Source organism: Streptomyces sp. NPDC002328 (assembly GCF_042890065.1).
GTDB lineage: Bacteria > Actinomycetota > Actinomycetes > Streptomycetales > Streptomycetaceae > Streptomyces.
In genome coordinates this window covers 21,521-42,864 of the sequence record NZ_JBIARQ010000016.1, presented here as the reverse complement: position 1 = coordinate 42,864, position 21,344 = coordinate 21,521, and the positions used below count along the sequence as shown (strand labels likewise).

Genomic DNA, 21,344 nt, shown 5'->3' with positions numbered 1-21,344 from the left:
CTGGGCGAACGTCGGGGCTGGGCATGCTGTCGCTTCCGTCGTTCCGTTTGGTGAAGGCCGGCCTGGTCCAAGGCGGTGTTGGACCACTGGTACTGCTCGCCGTGGGCGATGGCGGCCAGGGCGGCGGCGCGGCTGTAGGCGAGCTGGATCTCGGCAAGAGGGTCCGGGGGCATCCCGGGGTCTGCGGGTGTCGTTCAGTGGCGGTTCGGCTGCCGTGACTGGGCGGCGGCAGCTGGCTGGGTCCGTGGGCCGGTCGTGCGCGGTGTGGACGGCCCAGGCGGTGCCGGGGTGGAGGTCGGGCGCAGGGCGGCGGCGGTGTGGTGCAGGCGTGCGCGGGCCGCGACGTACTTCTCGGCCGTCATGATCCGCAGGACTTCGGGGTCGTTGCGCAGAGGCGAGTGGGTGAGCTCCTCCACGGCCTCGCGCTGGAAGCCGGTCGTGGCGTAGGTCAGGGCTTCGGCGAGTGTGTCCAGAACTCGCGTGATACCGGCGGCGGCCCGGGCGAGCTGGACCAGGGCGACGCGTTCGGGCGGGTAGACCGTCTGCGGTGTGATGAACCGTTCCTGCGCGTGTTCGATGGTGTGCTGCAGATGGTGGGCCAGCACGCCGATGTCATCGGTGAGCGTGACCAGGTCGACGGCGTCGGGGCTGGTGGGGAATGACGCGGCCAGTTCCTCCAGACGCCTGGCCAGATAGTCGAATGTGGCCGGAGTGACGGAGGAAGACATCAGCTCACCCCCGCCGCAGCGCTTGTCTCCCGGGCGCGGAGGGCGGCTCGCAGGCTGCGTCCGTAGTTCCACGCATGCCGCCGAGCCTCCGGCTCCAGGACGTCATAGGCGTCCTGGCGGGTCATCTGGCCAGGGTGTTTGCGGTACCGGTAGACCGGCAGGGGAAGCAGGATCCCGGGGGCGAGGCTGGTGACGCCGAGGGCGGCGCAGTAGTCCTCGCCCTGGACGAGCCCGCCCATCGGAGCGGCGCGCACCAGGTCGGTGCGGGCGAGGATCGTGGTCGGCCCGATGGGGATGGTGTCCGCCGGTGACTTCCAGTACGTCCACACGTCGCCGGCCTCGTGCCAGCCGGGCGGCACGGGACATCGCCACAGGGTGGTCGAGCCGTCGGGGTGCCGGTCCTCGCTCCATCCCGCACACCAGCCGACCCCCGTCGATTCCAGGATGTTCAGCCGTACGGACATGGCGTCGTCGGTGAACTCATCATCGTCATCTGCCCAGTTGGTGTACCGGGTGCGGACATGGGCGAGGGCCAGGTTCCGTGCGCAGGCGGCGCCCACCGGGCGCGGCAGAGCAAACGTGCGGACGCGGGAGTCCTGCGCGAGCGGGTCGGGCAGGCGGTCCGGTGAGGCGCCGTCGAGCGCGATCACGGCCTCCCACGGCACGGACTGCCGGGTGAGGCTGGCGTGCATGGCGGTCAGGTAGTCGAGCCGGTCTTCGCGCAGGCGGCTGGCGATGACGACGGTGATCAGGGGCAGGGCGTGCGAGGACAGGGGAGGCTCCGGGAAGCGAGAGTGAACTAGCGGCGCGTGGCGGGACGCGGGGCGTGGGCCTTCGCCGGGGATGCAGCGGGAGCGCCCGGGGACGGCGTGCTGTGCGATGCCCGGATAACCGGTGCGGGGTCGAGGGAGGACCAGGCCGCCGGGTCGTCGTTGAAGGCGGTGCGCGGGTCGATGGCCCAGTCCACGATCGGGCCGAGGTCCTCGTGGAGGAGGCTGATCACCTCGATGCCCTCCTTGTGCAGGATGTACCCCCACTGCATGTCCTGCTCGTCGGCGGTCTCGTCGGTGACCGACATGCGCACCGGCGGGGAGCCGTCCGGGGTGATCAGGTGGTCGAGGTTACGGCTGGGCCACTGCTCGCCGCCGGTCAGCGCGGCCACGAGCGAGGGCGGGGCGCCGTCGAGGAGGTCGGTGCCCAGCTCGTCCCAGCCGACGGCGACGTCGTCGATGAGGTGACGGGACATGGCTTCCACGTCGCGTCCGAACTTGTACTGGTAGGCGGCCAGGAGCAGCGGGAGGTGGTGGCTGGGTACGCCGTCGAGCTGGACTTGGATGCCGCTGTATCCCGTACCGGTGGTGGGGCGGGCGATGAAGGAACGTGTGGACAGGGAGTTCTCCGGATCGAGCAGGGAAGCGGGGGCGTCGGGCGGCCATCAGGGTCGCGCGGAGCGTCAGGGGCGGTGCGTTACACGCGGTCCGGTCAGGAGGCGACCGGGGGCCTGAGGCGTCGGTGCGGGCGCAGGTATAACCGATCAGTCGGGACGGTTCGGCCTTCGCGGGGACGATGGCGGCGTCGTTGCACACGAACGTGTACGTGATGGAGGTGCCGGAGGCGCGGGCGCGACGGGGGCGGTCACGGCGGGGGTTGCCTGGGTGTCGGCCGCGCTGCGCAGCATCCTCGCTGTCTGAGCGAGGCGCCCACGGGCGGCGGCGATGCGGTTGACGAGCGCTTGGTGCGCGATGGTGATGGCGTGGTCACGGGCGGGGCCTGGCGGCTGGTGGGGGAGGTCGGACAGACGACCGAGGTCGTGGACAGCGGTGCCGAGGGCGGCGAGCGCGGCCCCGGCGGGCTGGGCGGCACGGGCCAGCGCGAGGGTGGAGCGGCGGTCGGTGGCCGTCAACACGTGGGGGTAGTGAGCGGCGGCACGGTGGCGGAAGGCGGTCTCGCCGACCAGGTAGGTCAGCAAGCCGGCGAGACGACGAACTTCATCTTCCAGGACCTCGCCGATGGCGGGATCGGCGCGGATCTGGTCGGGGAGCGGTAGGTGGTCGGCGATGGTGTTGAGCCGGTCGGCCACGTCGTGCAGCAGCATCCGCTGGTCAAGATCAGAAACCAGGGGGAACTCCAGGAAGGGTGTGGGCGACCTCCGGTGCGGTCATGGGTTCCTGAGGCGTCGGGCGGCCTGGTGGTAGCGGGGCAGGAGTCGTCGGGAGACCGCGTGCGCGGCGCGGACCGCTTCTGCGGGGGCCGCGATCGCGTGCGGGGCGTTGTCGTCGCCGAAGTAGTCGTGGGTGATGCCGGCCAGAGATCGTGCGCCGACGAGGACCTGGTCGCGGTGCAGTGGGCGGTCGATCATGACGAGCTCAAGGCGATCGGGGCCGGTGAGGATCGCGGCGCGGGGAACGCGGAATTGCATCCAGGCGCTGGCCAGAGACGCGTTGTCCCACAGGTCGTCGAAGAAGTCGAGCTGGCTGTCCGGATCGGCGAAGTCGGTTACGTGGGAAGACCATTCGCCGGGCAGACGGTGACACAGGCCATGGGCGAGGGACTCCAGATCGCTGCCAAAGGTGGCGATGCGGACGGCCTCACGCTGGCAACGGCGGTACTCCCGTTGCTGGTTGTCGCGCCACAGTTCGTCGACTCGCTTGCCCGCAGCGGGAGAACCGGCGTCCGCGAGGACGCGGGGCAGGTGGTATTCCACGCCGATGCCTTGCCGGTCGGCATCGGCGAGGAACCGCCTGAGCCGGGCCGGAACGTCGTGGTCGTACCTGTCGTGGGTCAGGATGGAGCCGAAGACACCGCGTGGGCGCCAGAAGCCGTGCTCGGCCAGGAGCGTGTGGGCTGCCGTGGGGGCATCGGTGCTGGTGACGGCGATGACACCGACCTGTTCATGATCGCCGAGGCTGATGGGGTGCATGCGCTCGCCTGCGGGTCCGTCGGTGCCGGGCAACGCGACGCTCGTGCGGGTGGAGTTGGTACTGGACGTTGATGAGAAGGTCAGCTCCTGCGGCCGGTACGGTGTCGGCTGTTCAGCGGGTTCTGGCACGGGGACCTCGTGGTGTCGGGAGGGCGGGGGCTGGATCGGTTCTCGCCGTGAGCGGGTGCTTCTTCAACCTCGTGGCAGCCTCGTGATCAGGCATGCTGCGTCGGCCGAGGTCTGCTCGCGCAGGCGGAGCCGATGACAGTGCGCCCGGGGCGGGGAGGGGGTGTGTGCCGCCGACGAGGGAGGGGCGGCCATCGAGTTCGTCGAGCCAGCTCAGGAGTTTGGGCAGGTTCTTGTCGGGCCCAAACGCGAGGTAGGTGCCGTCGGCGCTGTCGCAGCCGAACCACTCGGCTATCCCCAGCCTGATCCGGGAGTTGACGCGGCCCATGTGCACGCCTTTGCCGCGGGCTTTCGCCTCGCGGGCGAGCTGTTCGGCTACGGGGCTGAGTTTCCACTCGGTCGATCCAGCCAGGAACAGGACGTCGAAGTCGTCCCAGGGCAGCAGCCCGGGGGCATCGCAGCCGTCCTGGGCCGCGTAGGCCGCGGGCACGCCCAGGTCGCGGATGCGGGCCAGCCACGGCAGGGACTCGGTGAGGGTGCCGGCGGCGTCGAACGGCTGGTCCGGGGCGAGCGCCCACAGGCAGCGATCCGGCCCGTACCGTTCCACGGTCCGGTGCAGCCAGGCGAACCACACTTGGGTTCCGGGCCAGTAGCGGCCCTTGCCGTCGCTGCCGAACTTGGAGTTGTCACAGGCATACAGCGCTCCCTCGGGGATCCGGCTGCCTTGCGCGGGGGTGGTCATGCAGCCGATGCGGCCGGCGCTCATCGCAGCCCGTATCTCAGGCCCCGAGGGAGTGCCGAGGTAGCGCACCGTGGACCTCCCCGGAGGCGACGCCGACCGCCGTCCGGGCCACCTGCCGGCCGGGCGGAAGGCCGCGAAGTGGCTGTGGCTGGTGGACCTCGCCATTTCGGGAAGGCGGCACGTTCCTGGTCTTTGAGCCGGGCGAGGGCGCGGTGAGCGTCGGGTGTGCCTGGTTCACCGTGTGCGGCCGGGCATGGGGGTGGTCGCCGTCGGTGGCCCCGGGCTCGGGCCCGGCGGGAGACCGGTCCGGGTGGTCCGACGCGTGGCCAGGGCACGCATGCGGTCGACAGCGGTGTGCAGGTCCTCGCCGAGACTGCGCAGGGTGGCCGCGGCGTCCTGAAGGTCGTAGTGGAGATCGAATCCGTCGTCCTGCTCGGTTTCCTTGGCCTTTTCCGCGGCTGCTTCGAAGAACTCGCCGAGCCGTTCCAGCAGGCCGCTGGTGGGGTCCAGGATCTGGTGCAGCATGGCGGCGGCGTCCGTAGGCGACTCGGTTGCGTTGAGCCGGTCGGTGAGCACGAGGAGTACGTCGCCGTAGACGAAGGTGCGGTCCGCGTTGCCGGGGACGTCCGCGGGCTTGGGGGTGCGGAGCGCCGGCTCGGCTGCGGACGCGGGCGTACGGGCGGTGGGCGAGGAGGGAGTTGGCAGCAGTCCGAGCTGGGCGAGGCGATGGTCGATCGACTCGATCAGGGGCTGTGCGCTGTCGCCGTGCCGGGCTTCGGGCCGCTGGGGTGCACCGGGGGCGTCGGAGGGCGCCGAGTCGTAGAGGACCTCGAACAGCGACGGGTTGTCGGGGTGCTCGCGGGTCGCGATCCAGCCCTCCGGGCTGCCGGGCGGGCGGTCGGAGGGGGGCTCCTGCGGCGGACCGATGATCAGGTGACTGCCGTCGGGGAGTGATACGCGCACGATGTAGGCGCTGAGGCCGAACTCGATGTCGCACTCCAGCCCGCGCTCTCGCAGTGGAGTGGTGATGTGCGCGTGGCGGCCCCACAGCTCCTGCCACCACGGCGTGTCCACGTTGCGATGGTCGGGAAGCGGTGCGAGCGCAGCCGCGCGGCGGGCGTCTGGAGTGCTCTCCTGGTCAGCGGCCACGGTTCCTCCTGCGGGAGGCCGGCGTGTGGCGGGGCGGAGGTATCCGGCGAGCGGGGTCGGCTTCCGGCTTCGGCACCGGACTGAAATCGAGTACGTACTCGTCGTAGGCGGCGATCAGGTCGTGCTCCATCTGAGCTTCGCGTTCGGCGACTTGTGCCATGAGGTCGTCGTGCTCGGCCTGGCACTGCTGATAGTCGGCCCAGTCGGCGTCGTTGAAGTGGGCGGGGCGGTTCAGAGGACTCCTTGAAAGGGTGGGGGCCAGCCCGGGTCAGCGGTGGCGACCGCCCGGTTTGGGCGGCGGCACCGGGCTCTGGCGGTGGGAGGGCTTGAGGAAGAAGCGGTGGAAGTCGAGGTGGTCGGTGAGTTCCTGGACTGCGTCACCGAGCGCCTGTGCCGCGCGCCGCAGACAGGCACGCGCCGTCGCGTGTTCGACGACCATGCGGTTGTCCCGGACGTAGCCGTCGTTCACTCCGTGCGGTCGGGGCAGTGAGAGCGCGGTCTGCGCGGTCTCGGCGAAGTGCGGTACGGCCTGGCTCGACAGGGTGACCGCCGACGCCAGATGGGCGAGGACGGCGCTGCCGGCACGGTTCGTACTGGAGGTGGTCCGGGCGAAGTCTGCGGTCAGCTGGACCACATCACGGGCGAGAGCCTGTGCGTCGGTGACGTGCTGGAGAAGCGCGGTGTAGGACGGCGAGGCCGGGACGTGACCGGTGTCGTCCAGCAGCTCCCACTGCTCGAACGCGCCGGAGAGTTTGCCCCTTACAGAGTTGAGCGCGTCGATGAGGTGGAGGGTGGTGGCGCGCGGGATCAGTTCACGCTGGATATCAGGCTTCATGAGCCTTTTGCGGTTTTTATGTGCATTCGGGCGTCGGTGTCGAAGAGTGCCAGCTCGTACGCGTGCAGGAGGTGCTGCACGATGAAAGATCGTCCGGCGACTTTCCACAGGCCACGCCCTCGGTTGAGGTGGGCGATGGCGTCCATTTCGACGGAGGTCAGGCCGAGAAGCGAGGCCGCGGCGTGGAGTTGGTCGGTCTCCTGGCGGTAGATGATGCGGGTGCTGCAATCGGCGAGGAGTCCTTCGGCCAGAGCTCGGCCCTGTGATCCGGCGTCGCCGGCGGTGAGCAGGTCGGACAGCCGGTGGATCACCATGAGGTTGGCGATGCCGAGGCCGCGTGAGAGTTTCCACTGGGCCTGCATGCGCTGCAGCAGGCCGACGTGCCGCATCAATCGCCACGCCTCGTCGTACACGATCCAGCGCCGGCCGCCGGATGGGTCGGAGAGGGCGGATTCCATCCAGGCGGAGGCGCAGGTCATCGCGAGGACGAGGGCGGTGTCGTCGCCGGAGCCGCCGAGCCGGGAGAGGTCGATGGTGAGCATCGGTGCGTTCGAGTCGAAGGCGACGGTGGAAGGAGCGTCGAACATGCCGGCCAGGTCACCGTGGACGAGGCGGCGCATGGCGTGGGCCAGGTCGCGGGCGGCGTCGCCGAGTTGGCCCGACATCATCCCGGCGGCCTCGTCGAGCGCGCTGGGGTTGTTGAGGGTGGTGGCGACATCGCCGAGCAGCGGGGTGCGGCCGGTGGCGGCGGCGCGGGTGACGACGGCGTCCAGGGCGACGTCCAGGGCGGTGTGCTCCATGGGCATCAGGTCCCGGCCCAGGACTGTCCGGGCCAGGGAGCCGAGCAGGAGGAGGCGCCGTTTGCGGATCTCGCCGACCCAGTCGTCCTCGGAGACGCTCTGCGGGCGCGGGGCCGCGTCCAGGGGGTTCAGCCGTCCGGGCAGTCCGGGGCCGAGAGCGACGGACCGGCCGCCGAGGGCTTGTGCCACCGGCGTCCATTCGCCCTTCGGGTCACACGGGACGTAGACGCGGTATCCGAAGGCCACCGAACGCAGCGCGAAGCTCTTGGCGAGCGCGCTCTTGCCCTGGCCGATGACCCCGGCGAGCAGGAGGTTGGGGTTGGTGAATCCCTCGACCTTGCCGTACAGCGCGAACGGATCGAAGACGAAGGACGCTTCCGCGTGGACGTCGCGCCCGATGTAGATGCCCTCCGCGCAGAGTCCGCCTTCGGCCAGGAAGGGGTATGCGCCGGCGGCCACGGCCGTCGTCATGCGGTGGGCGGGCAGCTTCAGCCGGTTGTGACGCGCGGAGGCGGGTCCGGGACGTCCGTTCGTCGGGTAGAGCGCGGTGGGCATCTCGCGCTCGGCGGACGTGCTCTCGGTCTGGTGGGCACTGGCTTCCGCGCGAGCCTTGGCGGTGGCCTCGGCGAGCCGGCGACGGGCGGCCTTGCGGCTGGCACGGTCGGTGCCGTGGGGGGTGAAGAGCGGGCTGGCGGAGGCGCGGCGGGCGCGGCGGGCGGGCCGGTGGCTCATCGGTGGCCCTCGTTTCTGCGGGTCGTGCTCATCGCACGCAGGCTGTGGTGTGCGGGCGGAGGTCGGTGGGGGTGGTCTTGCGGCGGATGACATGCCCGGCGGCGAGGTGGCGCTGGCAGATCGTGAGCACGGGCGGTCCCTCGGGCAGCCGCTCTGGATGGCATGCGCTTGTCTCGGCTTCTGCGGCCGTGTTGTTGGGCAGCAGGTGGAAGGCGGAGTGGACCTCGCTGGTGGCCTGCCAGAGGCGGGTGTGCGCGGTGGCGAGGTGCCGGCCGGCGGCGGGGTGCGCAGGCCGGGTGTTGTCGGCGAGCCGGTCCAAGAGCTGGTGCAGGGCGGTGAGGTGGGCGTGCAGCACGTCAAGGTGCAGCCGGTCCGCTGGCCGGGGCGGGTTCGCGTCCGACGGTGCCAGGGCCCGGGTGTGGTGGCGGACTCCGGCGCTCGCGGCGCGGAGGTAGGGGTGCGCGTCGTCCGGACGCGTGGGAGCGGTCAAAGGTGGTGGTCCTTCCTGCCGGCAGGCAGGGGCGGTGACGGATGATCGAAGAGCGGCGGGCGCCACTGCGCTGACCGGCGGGGACGGGCCCGGCTCACAGGGCGGTCCGGGCGAGCGGGAGCGCGCTGAGGGCGAAGGCGTCCGGCTGCTGGTAGTTGAGCCGTCGCAGATCGACGCCGGAGGTGACGGCGTGGGTCTCGATCTGTGCGCAGGCGGCGTCCAGGAGGGCGTCGGTCTCGGCGGTGACGGTGACCAGTCCGGTCAGGGCCACGTCGGCGTGTCCGGCGATGAGCTGGCGCTCACGCTGCTTGACGTCGGCGTACTCGACGGAGTCTTCCTCGCTGTCGACCTGCCCCCGGCGGGCCCTCTCGTTGGCGTCGGCGATGATCGCCGCCTTCTTCCGCTGGACGTCTCGCAGCGCGGACTCGAGTCCCTGCGGCACGTATATGAGGGAGAGGCTGCGCCGCACGCCGGCCGTGAACATGATCCCGTGCAAGAAGCCGGCCCCCATCTCCGTCCTCGGCCAGTTCTCCACCCAGTACGTCGCGTGCCGTGCGCTGTCGGTGGCGAGGCGGTCGTACTCCTCGAACTGGACGACGGGCCCGGCGGCTGCGGGATCGGCCTCGGCGCGGCCGGTCTCGGACCACTGCTGGAGGGGGGCGAGCGCCTTCGGGTCGTAGGCGGTGCGGATGACGGCGGCGATCTCCCGCGCGGTCAGCCACCCGGTGACCTGGAGTCCGGCGTTGCGGGCGGCCTGGGCGATGGATGCGGTGGTCTGCTCCATGACGGTGAACGCCCCGGGCAGCCCTCCGCCGGCCTGCGAGATCAGGCGCCGGGCGGCCTTGAGGTCGAGGGAGATGGCGAGGTAGGTCTCGTGCGGGGCGGCGGCGGGGCCGGCCGAGGCGACCAGTTCGGAGTAGATCTGTCCGGCCACTGGGGTCTGGGGCTGTCCGTTGTGGGTCCAGTGGCGGGTGAGGGTGTCGCCGCTGTCAGGGACGGTGCGTTCCAGCACCTGGACGGTGGCGATGTGCCCGGTGCGGGCGATGCCCGCCAGCGCGCGGCCCCAGCTGCTCACGTTGTGGTTCTGCGTCGCGGGGTCGAGGAGGGCGAAGGCGCGGCTGCTGACGCGGGCGATGGCGGTCAGGGTCTGCTGGTGCGGGTCGTGGATGGCCGCGGCGCCGTTGGCGGAGTCGCCGGGGGTGACCACCTTGAGGGAGGCGGTGGTGCCGGGCAGGTGGAGGATGCCGTCCTGCCGGGGCCGGGTGATGGGCCGGGCGAGCCAGAGGGTCTGGCCGGTGCGGCGGCGGTGTGCGTAGCGGGCGACGATCGGCGCCCAGTCGATGAGGGAGCGGCCGTGCCGGCGGATCGCGACGAGGGCACCGGATGCCGCCCACAGCGGGGCCAGGGCGACGGCGCCGAGCAGTCCGGTGGAGACCACCGTCATCAGCAGTAGCGCCAGCGTGCAGGAGACGAGGACGAGTTGGGGCAGGGAGAGGCCGAGGAGGATGCCGCGGCGGGACCGGTGCGGGAACTTCACCGTGACCGGGGCGACGGAGAGATCAGTCAAGGGGCGGGTCCTGGAGACGCGGGTGGAAGCCGGGGGCGGGAGGTGCAGCGCACGTCCCGCCCCCGGTAGACGGGCAGGGGATCAGAGGCCGGTCGGCGGCGGAGGTGAGGCCGACCCGCTGGACGTGGCCGTCTGTGAGCCGGAGGACGGGGGTGCGCCCTGCGGCGGCGGGGTGGTGGTCGGCGCCGCGGACTGCCATCCGCCGCCCTGGCCGGAGGCGGCGTTCGCTCCGGACCCGCCCGGCCCCGGGCTGCCGCCCGCCTGGCCGCTGGTGTCGTCGGACACGCTCGTCGGCGCGGGCTGGACGGCTTTCTCCAGACCGGACTTGACGCCACCGCCACCGGGCGAGAAGCCTGTTCCGCCGCCCTGTGAACCTTCCGTGCCCTCTCCGCCGCCGGTCGGGTTGGCGGCGACGTCGCCGGGGAAGCCGCCCCCGCCAGCGGCGTCGGGCCCCTGCGGTGCGGCGCCTGCTCCGGCGGCAGCGCCACCGGTTCCGGCAGTGGCCGCAGCCGCGGCGGCCTTACGGGCGGCCTTCTCGGCATGCGCCTTGGCGATCTGCGCTCCGGCGCCGCCGGCCCGGTGGATGGACTCGCCGTCGGTCCCGTCGGCCGCCCAGTGCACGAACTTGAAGACGGCGTACGGACACAGCAGGACCAGAATCATGATCACGATGCCGGACATGACGTCGGCCAGAGCGGCGATGCCGTCCTTGGCCTCGGTTTCGCCCATGGCGGCGATGCCGAGGATGAAGATCACGGTCATCAGGAGCTTGGAGACGACGAGGGTGGCGGTGGCCTCGATCCAGCCCTTGCGCCAGCGCCGCGCGACCTCCCATCCGCCGCCGGCGGAGGCGAAGACAGCCAGCGTGACCATGACGAGGATGCCGACTTTGCGGACCATCATCACGCACCAGTAGAGGAAGGCGCCGACGGCGGCACCAAGGCCGGCGACGACCGCAACGAGCCATCCCAGCCCGGACAGGCCCGCGATCTGGTTGACCTTCACGATGCGTCGCACGGCCGACTCGATGTTCAGGTGCGCGGTCTTGAACAGGCCGTCGCTGACGGCGTCGACCACTTCGACGGCGACTGTGGTCACAGAGATGGCGCAGAAGGCGAACAGGACGCCGCTCATGGTGCCGGTGAACGCTTGTGTGAGGGCTTGTCCGTCGCGTCGGACTGCGGCCCGCACCAGTTGCGCACAGAACGTGGCGACCAGCAGGAACAGGCCCAGTGGCAGCAGCATCTCGTAGTTGTCGACGAACCACGTGGCGTTGAGGTCCACCTTCGTGGTGGTGTTGACTGCCTCGGCGGCCAAATCGGCTGCGGCTGCTGCCAGTTCACCGGCGGACTTCGCCATCCAGTCACCGATGGCCTTGCCGGGGTCCGAGGCGAAATCGACCGCGTCGCCGACGGCGCACAGCTTGTCCGCCAAGGGGAAATCACAGAAACCCACGAGGAGTTACTCCTCCTTTCTTGTCTCAGGCGCGGGTCACTGGGTGACGCTCGGGGCGATGGCGGCCAGGGTGCAGTCGTGATTCGGGCGGCACTGGACGGCGAGGGTCACGGCCCGTTCCTCGGCCCCGCCGCCCTTCTTCCAGCTGAGCGTCTGCTTGCCGTTGACGGTGACGACGTAGATGTACGCCTCGGTGATCGCGGACGGGTCGTCGGCCAGCGCCTGCTTGAACGCGGAGGGGTAGTGGCCCTCGGTGACGCTGGCGGTGGCGTGCTGGTCCTGGTCGGCCATCCGCGACCACAGCACCGGATCGGGGACCTGGCCGGAGACCGAGGCCCAGTCGGAGTACTTGGTCTCCGTGGTCATCCAGGCGCGCATGCCGGCGAGTTGCTGGTCGCGGCTGGTGTCGCGGGTGTCGTAGGACCACAGCATCTGGGCCGCCGCCTTGGCGTAGGCGACCGGTTCGGCGATCTGCGGAGGATGGGACACCGACCCGGATCCGGAGGAAGGCTTGGGGGCGGCTTCGGAGGAGGACGGGCTGCCGGTCGGGGCGGGTGCGGCGGTGTCCGGGGCCTGGTGGCCGTTGCCGCCGCCGGTCAGCAGGGCGACGATCCCGGCGATTGCGAGCAGGACTGCGACGGCGGCGGCGACGATCGCGATGCGCCGGTTGGCCGACCAGCCCCTGCCATACGAAGACAGGGAGAGAAATCGTTTCTCCATCAGTGCACCTGCGACCCGAGGGTCGAGAAGAACGCGACGATTCCGTTCGCGGCGCCCAGACCCAGGGCGGCGCCTGCGGCCACGACCGCGCCCTTCTTCCCGTTGGCCTCGGCCTGGTGACCGCCCGTGTGGTGGCCCCAGGCCCACACGCCGAGCGACACGGCGAGGGCGCCGACGACGGCGATGATGCCGAACAGGTTGATCGAGTTGACGACGTTCTTCAGCACGCTCAGACCGGGCAGGCCACCGCCCGACGGCGTGATGCCGGGATCGTAGGCCAGGTACTGCACGGTTTCGAGTAGAGGCAAGGAGGCTCCTTGGGCACGCCGAAACCCGGCGCGCGGGAATCACAGAAGGAAAGGGAGGAACGAGGCAGCGCCTCGCAGAAAGGGCGGGCAGACACCGTGCAGGAACCGGCTGGCCCGGTCGACGTCCGCGAAGAGACGACATCGCTCGCACGAGGACGCAGCAGGTGCCGCGCCGAGGGCGCGGACCGAGCCGGTGCTCCCGGCGAAGGCGCGCCGGCTCAGGGGCCGAACCGGCCGAGGGAGACCCCTACTTTGGGGCCGACGGCTTCGGCGCCGGGTTGGTCTTGTACGGGTTCGCGCAGTTGTAGATTATGTAACCGCGGCCGATCTTCTTGCCGTCCGACTTCCGGGTGACGGTGCCGCGCGTGTACCAGGTCTTCTCGGACTGCTTGTAGACCCACTGGTCGTAGCGGACCTTGTCGTGGCGGTAGGCGATGCCCAAGACCGTGGACGTCTTCGACGGGGCTTTGCGTACCTTGACCGCACTGCAGCTGATGGTGGTGGTGCCGGTGTCGTACGCCTGGGCCGTGGTGGCGGTGGCCAGGCCGCCGGCGGCGACGGCCAGGCCCAGAGAGGCTGCCGCGAGGGCACGCTGGGCGCGGTGGCGGGTTATCAAAAAGATGCTCCGTACTGTTGGGGGAATCTCGGTCAGAGATGGTGGGCCGGGGCGGTCGCGCCCCGGCCGGTGTCAGAGGACGCGGCGGGCGGCGAGAATCGTCCAGTCCCTGATCGGAGTGATGCGGACCGGCTTGGTGGTGCGCGGTGCCTCGATCACGAGGCCCTCGCCCATGTACATGCCGACGTGCTCAGGACGGGCGGCGGTGCCGCGGCTGAAGATCAGGTCACCGGGCTTGAGCTGGGCTGGCGAGACCGCTTTGCCCTCGGTGACCTGCGTGTACGTGGTGCGGGTGAGAGTGACGCCGGCATGCGCGTACGCCTGCTGCATCAGGCTGGAGCAGTCGCAGCGGCCCATGGGGTCAGGACCATGCGCGTCGGTGCAGGAGCCGCCCCACTGGTAGAGCGTGCCGAGCTGGTGCATCGCCCACTCGATGGCCTTGTGCGCCTTCGGATCGGCGTCCTTCGGGATCGCGTAGCCCTTCGGGACGCTTCCCTCGGGGATACGGCCGAAGCCGGAACCGTCCTGGCCCGGAGCACAGCCGGTCGTGCCGGTCGATGGCTGCTTGCCCTGGTCAGCGTCCTTGCTGTCCGCGTCGGTGCCGCCGCCCGGGAAGGTCTTGGCGATGGCATCCTGCAGCGCGGTGGCCAGGCTCTCCCACTGCGCATACGCGTCGGGGTAGCCGGATCTCTGCACGGCCCGGGCGGCCTGGGCGACGGTCATCTGCTGCCAGCCGCTCACCTTGAGCAAGTGCTTGTAGAACTGCTCGGAGGCGTAGACCGGATCGCGGATCTGCTGAGCACTGCCCCAGCCCTGGGAGGGACGCTGCTGGAACAGGCCGAGCGAGTCCCGGTCCCCGTAGTTGAGGTTGCGCAGCCGGCTCTCCTGCATCGCGGTGGCGAGCGCGACGATCCGTCCCTTCCTCGGGACGTCGAGCGAGAGGCCGGCGGCCACGATCGTCGCCGCGTTGGGCACTTGTTCAGCCGGCAGGTCCAAGCCCTCGACGTGGACGTTCTTGCCGGACGCGCCGTCGAGGATCTTGGTGACCTGATCGGCGACCTCGTCGGTGTCGATGCCGGTCAGGCAGCTGCTGAAGGAGCCGCTGCTCTGCACGGCGTCGGCGGAGGAAGCCAGCATCATGCCGGTGCCGGCGATCAGGATCGGGGAGAGGAAGACGACGCCGATGCCGGCGGCGAGCGCCTTCAACCGGAGCGGATCGCTCGCCGGTCAGCGCATTCGGGCGCGGGTGGGTGGCGAGACGTCATGAGCGTGTCCTTCGGGGTGCAGTGTCCGGCCGTGCCGCGTGCGCGAGGCGTGATGGGAAGGGCGCGGCGGCCGGGGCGGGCGATCAAAGCGGGCCGGTGGGGGCGAGTTGCCGCTCGCTCCGCGTGGCCGGGCGGTGAGCTAGGTGTGCCGGGGCAGGGAGATACCTCCGTGAGGTGGGGTAGGGGATTAGTCAGCGGCGGTGTGCGCCGGGCGGTTCAAAAACAGTAGGCGCGGATCGGCGGTTGACCAAAAAGCTGGCGTGAGGTACCGGAATCCGGCACCTCGGCAATGCACTTCTTGGTCGTCGGCGCTTTCGCCTCTACAGTTTTTGGACTCCCCCTCGCCTTCCTCGGTCTGCGGCCCTGGGCTTCTGCATGCCCACTCCCGGCCCGCGAGGATTTCTGTGCGAGGCGGTTAGTTCTCTCCGCGATTCCGCACCCGAATAGGGGTTCCTCTTTGCCTTTTTCCCTGCACCAGGGCGACGCGCTCAGTGTTCTCGCCGGCCTTCCGGACGGCTGCGTCGACTCCGTCATTACCGATCCGCCGTACAACTCGGGCGGCAGGACCGCGAAGGAGCGCACCACCCGCTCCGCGAAGCAGAAGTACACCTCCGCAGACGCCCAGCACACCCTGCCGGACTTCACCGGCGAGAACATGGACCAGCGCAGCTACGGGTTCTGGCTGACGCAGATCATGACCGAAGCCCACCGCCTCACCCGCAGCGGCGGCACCGCGCTGCTGTTCACCGACTGGCGTCAGCTCCCGATCACGACGGACGCGATCCAGGCGGCCGGGTGGCTGTGGCGCGGGGTACTGGCCTGGCACAAGCCACAGGCACGGCCCCAGAAGGGCCGGTTCACCCAGAACTGTGAATTCATCGTCTGGGCATCGAAGGGAGCGATCGACGGCTCCCGGAACCCCGTCTATCTGCCCGGCCTGTACTCGGCCTCGCAGCCCTCGGGGGCGAAGCGCCAGCACATCACGCAGAAGCCCGTCGAGGTGATGCGCGAGCTGGTCAAGATCAGCCCCGAAGGCGGCACAGTGCTCGACTTCTGCGCCGGCTCCGGCTCCACCGGGGTGGCCGCTCTGCTGGAAGGCAGGGACTTCATCGGCGTGGAGAAGACCGAGCACTACGCGTCGATCGCGGCCGACCGGCTCACCGAAACGATCCGCGAGACCCTCACGCAAGACGACGTGATTCTCACCGTCTGAGACCGCGTTTGAGATCTGACATGGGACGATCGGTCGGTGACTCGACTCGTGAACCGTGACCTCTCCCTTGAGGAGCTTGAGCGCGACCGTTGGTCGGTCCCGTCGGGCGGTGAAACCCGGCTGATGGCGACCGTGCGCCAGCTTCGGCGCAATCCGATCGGTTGCCTGACGGTTGAGGACATGCGGCTATTGATCGGGCAAGACGTGGGCCTTGCCTATCTCCTGCCCCTGGCGGTGGAGGTCCTCCGGGTCGACCCGCTGGCGGAAGGCGACATGTACGAGGGTGATCTGCTGGCCGCCGTGCTCACCAGAAGTGCGGAAGTCTGGAGCGAGTCCCCTGAGCTCAAGCGGGATGTCCGCCTGATCGTCTCGGAGTTGGCCGACGTGCCGCCTGCCTTGAAACGTGAGGTTGAGAGGTTTTTGGCTCTGTAGCTCGCCGACAGCAGCTACCGCGGCGAGGGGCCGGCAGGTTGTCTACGGGGAGTGCTGCACGAGCGGTCGTGGGCCGGGACGCGTCGCAGCACGGCCCCGGGTGAGCCGACGGACCATGACGCCGATCATGGCCCATCGAATCATCGTCTCGGCGTGGGCTGGGCTGGTCTCGTAGTCCCGGGCCAGGCGCCGGTGGGCGGTGAGCCACGAGAACGTCCGCTCTACCGCCCACCGCTTGGGCTGGACCTGGAAGCCGCGCTGGTCAGGGTCCTTGCGGACGATCTCCAGGTCGCGGCCGAGGATCTGTGCGGCCCACTCGACCAGGCGGCCGGCGAAGCCCTGGTCGGCCCAGATCTTCTTGACGCTGGGGTGGTCGAGCCTGGTCCACAGCAAGGGCCGCTTTGCGCCGTCGCGGTCCTGGATGCTTGCGGCGACGACGTGGACGGCCAGGAGCAGACCAAGGGTGTCGGTGACGATGAACCTCTTGCGGCCCTTCACCTTCTTGCCTGCGTCGAAGCCTCTGGTGGCCGCGGGAACCGTGTCGGCGGTGCGGACGGACTGCGAGTCGATCAGGCCCGCGCTCGGCTCCGCGCCGCGGCCGTCGGCTTCACGGACCTTGTCGGAGAGCGTCGTGGATGCGCTCGACGGTGCCGTCGTCGTGCCACCAGGTGAAGTACCAGTACACCGTCGGCCACGGGGCGAAGTCCTTCGGCAGCTGCCGCCAGGCGCATCCGGTCCGCACGACGTAGAAGATCGCGTCGACGATCCGTCGCCGTGGATGCTTCTCCCGACGCCCGCCCTTCGGGCCCACCCGCGCAGGCGGGAGCAACGGCTCCACCAGCGCCCACTGCTCATCCGTCAAGTCTGACGGATACCCACCCCCACCACCGCTCACGCTGAGCTCAACGAACGCCTCAGTAACGGGACACGGCAGATCTCAAACGCGGTCTGAGCCGCGAGCGCGCTTCCCGCCAAAGCGACCGGCGCCCTAGTCGGCAATCCGACGAAGCGGACTTGCAACTCGCCGGCCGGTCCGAGCATCGCCGCTTCCGTCTTCCTCACATTCCGCGTCTCGTAGGAGGCCGAACTTCTTCATGCCCGAACCCATAAAACCTCCTGACGATGGGGAGTTGGAGCCGGTACGCATTCCCGATCCGCAGCTGGAAGGAATCGAGGCGAGCGTCCGACGGCTCATGGAGCAGTCGGCGCAACAGGCGCAGCAACTCGACCACCTCGCGTCCGCCCCAGCGCCGAGCGGATCGCCGTTCGCCGCGTTCGGCATGCCGGGGCTCGGCGGGCCGCCTGCCGCCGCTCCGCCGGAGCCCCGCCCAATCCTGGAACTCGACGGGGAGGAACGCGAAGACGAACTCGACGCCTTGTCGGACTGGATCGACGACTTCTTCCTCCCGGTCTACGGGGCGGAGGTCACCACCGCAGCGCCCTGGTGCCTGCAGTGGCAGGAGCACGACGACGTCGTGGCCTGGCTCCACGCCCTGTGGCTCGCCTACCAGCAACACAAGGACCCCGAAGCCGGATTGAGCGGCCTGTTCGTGTGGCACCGGGACTTCCTCACCCACGCCGTTGCAGCGATCCGCGCACCGGGCGGGCCGCTGTCGGCCTGCATGACCTCTCCCGACCGGCCCGCGCACCGTCTTCTGCCCGGCCCGCCGCCGTCCGCGCGCACGGAGACGCTGGCCACGGCGGAAGCCGGCGGGCCCGCCGAGCCGGACGAGCCGACGTCATGACCGCGGGACAGGGGCAGCCCGCCTTCGGACTGAGCTTCGACCCCCGCGCGTTGACGGATCTCCTGCAGGCCCCCAGCGATATCCGCGACCTCACCCTCGCCTACCTGCAAGAAGTCGTAAACGCGCAGCGTTTCGGGCTACGTCTCGACGGTGACCTGGAGGGCTACCGCAAGCTGTTCGTGGACTCGCGCAAGGACTGGCGCGTCGTCTACGGCGTCCGCCCGGCACCCGCGGAGTCCGCGCACCCGAAGGACATCCACGTCGTCGCCATCCGGCCGCGGGCGGGCAACGACGTCTACGACGAGGTCGGCCTCCGCCTGGGGATGACCCGCCGGCCGCTGAGTGCCCGCACCCACGCGGCACGTTCGCGCTCCCCGCAGCTGACCACCCGCACTCCGGTGCCCCGCCCCGGTCCACCGGCCACCGCACTGCCGGGTCTGCCCCGTCCCGCACACAACCCCGCGCACCATCGCACCCGCTGAACGCACGGAATCTCGCCTATGCCCCCTGAACCCGCGCCGACGCCAGCCCGGCGTGCGGTCTCCCCCCTCGACCACCGCCTCGAAGCCGCCACTGGCCACGACATCGACACCCTGTGGGCCTACCGCGACCGCGGCATCCTCGACGAGCCACACGCCCACCTGGTCGACCGGCACCGCGAGCTGGCCAAGTCCCAGACCGGCGTCACCTTCTACCTCCGCCTCCTCCACCGTCTTTCCAGCGGCGAGTTCGACGTCGACGACGCCCTGTTCACGCGCATCAACCGCACCGTGGACCAGCTGGAGGATGTCACCGGCGCGCGGGACGCCGCCGCCGGGAAGGTGCTGGCCGCCCTGGAGCCCATCGAGGCCGCCGCAGCGGCCTTGGCGCCCGGCGCGAAGCCGCTCTCGACGGACGACCAGGCCGCGCTGCTCGCCATTGCAGGCGGCGCCAAGCTCTACGAACACCTGCTGACCGGCCGGATGTCCGTCACAGCCGCCTCCGGTACCCGCATCCCACACGCCAAGCTGCAGCGGCTGGAGGACGCCGGCCTGGTCGTCCGGGATACCGGCCATCCCGTGCACGCCGGCCAGCCGGTCGCACTCACCGACGCCGGACGCGCCGCGCTGTTCGCCGCCCGTCGGACCCCCACGACACGGGCGCCCGCGCAGCCGGCTCGCCCCGGCACGTCGCCGTCCACCCCGGTGCAGCGGCGCTGAACTCCACCGAAAGGCCCTTGTTGACTCCTACCGAACCGGCGCCGCCCCGGAAGCCCATCCCCCAAGTCGACTTCGAACTGGACGACTTCGATGCCGACGAGGAGATCTACCTCGACTTCTACCGCAAGGTCGCCGTCCACGAGGACATGCTCGTTCCTCTCGCCGCACACCACACTCCCAACGGCGCGCACAGCTTCTACGTCCTGTTCGACCGCACCGCCACGTGGGGACACCCTGGTATGGCGCAGCTGCTCGCCGTGCATCTGCAACGGGACCGAGAGAAGCGGACGTTCACCTTCGAGCAGGCCGCTATGCCGCTGCCCGCGATGGCGCAGTCCTGGCTCATCCACCGCGGCTGCCCGCAGAACGCCATCGGCCTCGACCCCGAGCTGGGGCCACCGCCGGCGGACGAGGCGACTCGTGCGCTGGAGCGACGCCTCGCGGGCGACGGCGACCACTACGCCATGGGCTACTCCTACACCCGCGACGACCCGGACGACATGGTCACCGTCGTGGCACTGCGCGCCCTGGACGAGCGAGCTCCCAGCCCGTTCCGCGTCGTAGTCGAGGAGGTCGACACCGACGCGTGGACGCACACCCTGCGCGAAGGCGGCTTCGAAACGGTGGGCGAGGCCCTGCAGTGGTGCGAGGACCGGCTTACCGGCGAGGCCGGTCCCCTCCCACCGGTCCGCCCGACAGCCGCAGCCAGCCGCCCGACCGGTGTGGCAAAGGCCCCTGCTCCGCGCCCGCCCGGCCGCTCGCGCTGAGCGCCAGGGCCGACGCGGGCGGCGAAACATAGCCGACGATCGCCGGTTAGCCAAACCGGTGATTCTCCGGACTCTTATACAGCCGCCGGGACAACTCCCGCGACGCCATTCCACGCAATCCCTATGCCTTCACGGAGGTTTCTTCCGCATGCGCTCCACCCGAATTGCCGTATCCGCGGCGATGCTCGGAGCAATCGCTCTGCCGATGCTGTCCACTACGCCTGCGAGCGCGGCCCCCGCCGCTGCTGCCGCGACGGCCACGAGCATGGTGACGTCCTGCCCGGACCTCCCGCCGCTGCCGTACAAGGTCCACGCGTCGGCAGTGACCATCCGGTCCAAGGCCACCACGAAGTCCACCGCGGTCGGCGTGCTCTACAAGAGCCACAAGTTCACCGTCCACAAGAAGAGCGGCAACTGGCTCTACATCACGGACAAGTCGACCGGCGTCAAGGGCTGGGTCTCCGGCACGTACGTCTACCGCGACACCCGCATGTGCCTGGACTGACAGGCATTCAGCACCTGCCTGTAAGCGACTGAGCCGCCGGGTACGGCCGCCCCTCACATTCCCCCAGGCACCGGTCTTTCCAGAACAGGAGTTTCCCTTTTGTCCGACGGCATATCTGATGACGCCGAGGATGTCGTGGGCGTGCTCACCGAACGGATCGAAGCGCGCTTCGCCATGGACATGAACCAGTTGAAGGCCGCGGTCGCCGCCGCGCCGACCGCGAGCCCTGACGCCACTGACGTCGTCAAGTGGCACGGCCTTCTCGTCCAGGCTCAGTCCGCGCTCGACCGCGCGGAGGACGACCTCCTCGCCGCGCTGGAAACCCAGCTCAGCGAGGTCGACGACCCAACGATGGGCCTCGCCCACCGCGTGAACGCGGCCGTCACCGCACGCGACGGCCGGGCCATGGTCGTGCGGTGGCTCCTCGACCCGGACGCTCCAGGCAAGAAGGACCTCGCCGCCGAACGGCTCGCCCGCCTTCGCCCCCGAACCGGGCCCGCGGTACAGACCAGCGCTCCCCACCGACCCGCGGGTACACCCGCGCCGGCGTCGGCGTGGCGGTCGGGAAGGCCCGTCCGTTGAGCCGGGTCAAGGCCAGCACCATGGACGGCGACCTGCAGAAGGTCTTCGGGAACCCGGTCCCGGAGCTGTACGAGACGGCTGCCGGCCACGATGCCTCGCCCGCCCTCGCCCGTGCCCTGGAACTGCGCTCCTTCCTGGCTCTGACTGAGGAGCAGGTCGCCCGCGTCCGCGACCGCGTGCACGCGGACATGGATCCGGACCGCGACATGGGCGAGCTGTCGGCGGACAAGCTCCGCTTCGACGCGCAGTGGCTGGAGGCGGCGCTCGATGCCCGCGACGGCTACCGCGCAGCCCTCGGCGAACTGCTGCGCACCATGCCTCCGCCCGACCGGCGGGCCCGTCCCGTCCGTACGACGCAGCTCAGGGCCACCGCAACCCTGCCCCCGTCCGCCGTCCCGGCACCCCCGCGTGCCGGGGCGGCCCAGGCCCGCCGACCCTGAAAGCCCCG

Annotated in this window: 26 protein-coding genes; 9 read left to right on the top strand and 17 right to left on the bottom strand. The window is 70.4% G+C overall.

What is annotated here, in order from left to right; all coding sequences use genetic code 11:
* Positions 1-194 precede the first annotated feature (194 nt).
* The 16 genes from ACFYX4_RS31160 to ACFYX4_RS31085 form a co-directional block, all read right to left on the bottom strand.
* A complete protein-coding gene (locus ACFYX4_RS31160; protein ID WP_389340292.1) occupies positions 195-728 on the bottom strand; it encodes a hypothetical protein in 534 nt (177 codons plus the stop codon).
* On the bottom strand, positions 728-1,480 hold the full coding sequence (locus ACFYX4_RS31155; RefSeq protein WP_389340538.1) for a glycosyltransferase: 753 nt from the start codon (positions 1,478-1,480) through the stop codon (positions 728-730). Before ACFYX4_RS31155 ends, ACFYX4_RS31160 begins: the two co-directional genes overlap by 1 nt.
* A 47-nt stretch (positions 1,481-1,527) precedes the next feature.
* Positions 1,528-1,974 carry a hypothetical protein gene (locus ACFYX4_RS31150; RefSeq protein WP_389340290.1) on the bottom strand — a complete coding sequence of 149 codons (447 nt, stop codon included), beginning with the start codon at positions 1,972-1,974 and terminating at the stop codon, positions 1,528-1,530.
* A gap of 288 nt (positions 1,975-2,262) precedes the next feature.
* The gene (locus tag ACFYX4_RS31145) at positions 2,263-2,823 is read right to left on the bottom strand and encodes a hypothetical protein (protein WP_389340288.1); all 561 of its coding nucleotides are present in this window, start codon (positions 2,821-2,823) and stop codon (positions 2,263-2,265) included.
* 63 nt (positions 2,824-2,886) lie between these two features.
* Positions 2,887-3,681, bottom strand: a complete 795-nt coding sequence (locus ACFYX4_RS31140; protein WP_389340286.1) for a hypothetical protein — start codon at positions 3,679-3,681, stop codon at positions 2,887-2,889.
* A 79-nt stretch (positions 3,682-3,760) separates the two neighbouring features.
* Positions 3,761-4,540, bottom strand: coding sequence for a hypothetical protein (locus ACFYX4_RS31135; RefSeq protein ID WP_389340284.1), 780 nt, complete (start codon positions 4,538-4,540; stop codon positions 3,761-3,763).
* 210 nt (positions 4,541-4,750) lie between these two features.
* Positions 4,751-5,665 (bottom strand): hypothetical protein, encoded by a 915-nt coding sequence (locus tag ACFYX4_RS31130; RefSeq protein ID WP_389340282.1) that lies wholly within the window; start codon positions 5,663-5,665, stop codon positions 4,751-4,753.
* 268 nt (positions 5,666-5,933) lie between these two features.
* Entirely contained in the window at positions 5,934-6,500 is a 567-nt protein-coding gene (locus tag ACFYX4_RS31125) for a hypothetical protein (protein WP_389340280.1), read from the bottom strand.
* Positions 6,497-8,032: a VirB4 family type IV secretion system protein gene (locus tag ACFYX4_RS31120; RefSeq protein WP_389340278.1), complete on the bottom strand. Its 1,536-nt coding sequence runs from the start codon at positions 8,030-8,032 to the stop codon at positions 6,497-6,499. The genes ACFYX4_RS31125 and ACFYX4_RS31120 overlap by 4 nt, the downstream gene beginning before the upstream one ends.
* 28 nt (positions 8,033-8,060) lie before the next feature.
* The gene (locus ACFYX4_RS31115) at positions 8,061-8,522 is read right to left on the bottom strand and encodes a DUF6238 family protein (RefSeq protein WP_389340276.1); all 462 of its coding nucleotides are present in this window, start codon (positions 8,520-8,522) and stop codon (positions 8,061-8,063) included.
* A gap of 94 nt (positions 8,523-8,616) precedes the next feature.
* Positions 8,617-10,089, bottom strand: a complete 1,473-nt coding sequence (locus ACFYX4_RS31110; RefSeq protein WP_389340274.1) for an SCO6880 family protein — start codon at positions 10,087-10,089, stop codon at positions 8,617-8,619.
* Positions 10,090-10,170: 81 nt separating this feature from the next.
* Positions 10,171-11,544, bottom strand: a complete 1,374-nt coding sequence (locus ACFYX4_RS31105; RefSeq protein ID WP_389340272.1) for an ATP-binding protein — start codon at positions 11,542-11,544, stop codon at positions 10,171-10,173.
* Positions 11,545-11,580: 36 nt separating this feature from the next.
* Positions 11,581-12,264 (bottom strand): hypothetical protein, encoded by a 684-nt coding sequence (locus ACFYX4_RS31100; protein ID WP_389340270.1) that lies wholly within the window; start codon positions 12,262-12,264, stop codon positions 11,581-11,583.
* A complete protein-coding gene (locus ACFYX4_RS31095; protein WP_061334899.1) occupies positions 12,264-12,572 on the bottom strand; it encodes a DUF6112 family protein in 309 nt (102 codons plus the stop codon). The genes ACFYX4_RS31100 and ACFYX4_RS31095 overlap by 1 nt, the downstream gene beginning before the upstream one ends.
* Positions 12,573-12,819: 247 nt before the next feature.
* A complete protein-coding gene (locus ACFYX4_RS31090; protein ID WP_389340267.1) occupies positions 12,820-13,188 on the bottom strand; it encodes a hypothetical protein in 369 nt (122 codons plus the stop codon).
* A 72-nt stretch (positions 13,189-13,260) separates the two neighbouring features.
* Positions 13,261-14,394, bottom strand: coding sequence for a C40 family peptidase (locus ACFYX4_RS31085; RefSeq protein ID WP_389340265.1), 1,134 nt, complete (start codon positions 14,392-14,394; stop codon positions 13,261-13,263).
* Positions 14,395-14,910: 516 nt separating this feature from the next.
* Between ACFYX4_RS31085 and ACFYX4_RS31080 the strand changes: the two genes are divergently transcribed.
* Positions 14,911-15,666, top strand: coding sequence for a DNA-methyltransferase (locus tag ACFYX4_RS31080; protein WP_389340263.1), 756 nt, complete (start codon positions 14,911-14,913; stop codon positions 15,664-15,666).
* Positions 15,667-15,714: 48 nt separating this feature from the next.
* Positions 15,715-16,098, top strand: a complete 384-nt coding sequence (locus tag ACFYX4_RS31075) for a contact-dependent growth inhibition system immunity protein (RefSeq protein ID WP_389340261.1) — start codon at positions 15,715-15,717, stop codon at positions 16,096-16,098.
* Between the two features lie 42 nt (positions 16,099-16,140).
* Here ACFYX4_RS31075 and ACFYX4_RS31070 read toward each other — a convergent pair.
* Positions 16,141-17,032 (bottom strand): IS5 family transposase gene (locus tag ACFYX4_RS31070; protein WP_389340536.1). Its coding sequence is split into 2 segments (ribosomal slippage): positions 16,141-16,720 and positions 16,719-17,032, totalling 894 coding nucleotides; the frame shifts between segments, so codons are not numbered across the junction.
* Between the two features lie 259 nt (positions 17,033-17,291).
* Here ACFYX4_RS31070 and ACFYX4_RS31065 point away from each other — a divergent pair.
* The 7 genes from ACFYX4_RS31065 (at position 17,292) to ACFYX4_RS31035 (ending at position 21,336) form a co-directional block, all read left to right on the top strand.
* Positions 17,292-17,843 carry a DUF4913 domain-containing protein gene (locus tag ACFYX4_RS31065; protein ID WP_389340534.1) on the top strand — a complete coding sequence of 184 codons (552 nt, stop codon included), beginning with the start codon at positions 17,292-17,294 and terminating at the stop codon, positions 17,841-17,843.
* Positions 17,840-18,325, top strand: coding sequence for a hypothetical protein (locus ACFYX4_RS31060; RefSeq protein ID WP_389340259.1), 486 nt, complete (start codon positions 17,840-17,842; stop codon positions 18,323-18,325). The genes ACFYX4_RS31065 and ACFYX4_RS31060 overlap by 4 nt, the downstream gene beginning before the upstream one ends.
* 18 nt (positions 18,326-18,343) lie before the next feature.
* Positions 18,344-19,042: a hypothetical protein gene (locus tag ACFYX4_RS31055; protein ID WP_389340257.1), complete on the top strand. Its 699-nt coding sequence runs from the start codon at positions 18,344-18,346 to the stop codon at positions 19,040-19,042.
* A gap of 17 nt (positions 19,043-19,059) precedes the next feature.
* Entirely contained in the window at positions 19,060-19,809 is a 750-nt protein-coding gene (locus tag ACFYX4_RS31050) for a hypothetical protein (protein WP_389340255.1), read from the top strand.
* Between the two features lie 181 nt (positions 19,810-19,990).
* Positions 19,991-20,314, top strand: a complete 324-nt coding sequence (locus ACFYX4_RS31045; protein ID WP_389340532.1) for an SH3 domain-containing protein — start codon at positions 19,991-19,993, stop codon at positions 20,312-20,314.
* Positions 20,315-20,413: 99 nt separating this feature from the next.
* Positions 20,414-20,896: a hypothetical protein gene (locus ACFYX4_RS31040; protein WP_389340253.1), complete on the top strand. Its 483-nt coding sequence runs from the start codon at positions 20,414-20,416 to the stop codon at positions 20,894-20,896.
* On the top strand, positions 20,893-21,336 hold the full coding sequence (locus tag ACFYX4_RS31035) for a hypothetical protein (RefSeq protein ID WP_389340251.1): 444 nt from the start codon (positions 20,893-20,895) through the stop codon (positions 21,334-21,336). Before ACFYX4_RS31040 ends, ACFYX4_RS31035 begins: the two co-directional genes overlap by 4 nt.
* The last annotated feature ends 8 nt before the right edge of the window (positions 21,337-21,344 follow it).

Bases quoted from the DNA above. Each gene is read 5' to 3' on its own strand.
- ACFYX4_RS31160 (WP_389340292.1), bottom strand. From the start codon at position 728: ATGTCTTCCTCCGTCACTCCGGCCACATTCGACTATCTGGCCAGGCGT.
- ACFYX4_RS31150 (WP_389340290.1), bottom strand. From the start codon at position 1,974: ATGTCCCGTCACCTCATCGACGACGTCGCCGTCGGCTGGGACGAGCTG.
- ACFYX4_RS31145 (WP_389340288.1), bottom strand. From the start codon at position 2,823: ATGCTGCTGCACGACGTGGCCGACCGGCTCAACACCATCGCCGACCAC.
- ACFYX4_RS31135 (WP_389340284.1), bottom strand. From the start codon at position 4,540: ATGAGCGCCGGCCGCATCGGCTGCATGACCACCCCCGCGCAAGGCAGC.
- ACFYX4_RS31125 (WP_389340280.1), bottom strand. From the start codon at position 6,500: ATGAAGCCTGATATCCAGCGTGAACTGATCCCGCGCGCCACCACCCTC.
- ACFYX4_RS31120 (WP_389340278.1), bottom strand. From the start codon at position 8,032: ATGAGCCACCGGCCCGCCCGCCGCGCCCGCCGCGCCTCCGCCAGCCCG.
- ACFYX4_RS31100 (WP_389340270.1), bottom strand. From the start codon at position 12,264: ATGGAGAAACGATTTCTCTCCCTGTCTTCGTATGGCAGGGGCTGGTCG.
- ACFYX4_RS31065 (WP_389340534.1), top strand. From the start codon at position 17,292: ATGGAGCAGTCGGCGCAACAGGCGCAGCAACTCGACCACCTCGCGTCC.
- ACFYX4_RS31060 (WP_389340259.1), top strand. From the start codon at position 17,840: ATGACCGCGGGACAGGGGCAGCCCGCCTTCGGACTGAGCTTCGACCCC.
- ACFYX4_RS31055 (WP_389340257.1), top strand. From the start codon at position 18,344: ATGCCCCCTGAACCCGCGCCGACGCCAGCCCGGCGTGCGGTCTCCCCC.
- ACFYX4_RS31045 (WP_389340532.1), top strand. From the start codon at position 19,991: ATGCTCGGAGCAATCGCTCTGCCGATGCTGTCCACTACGCCTGCGAGC.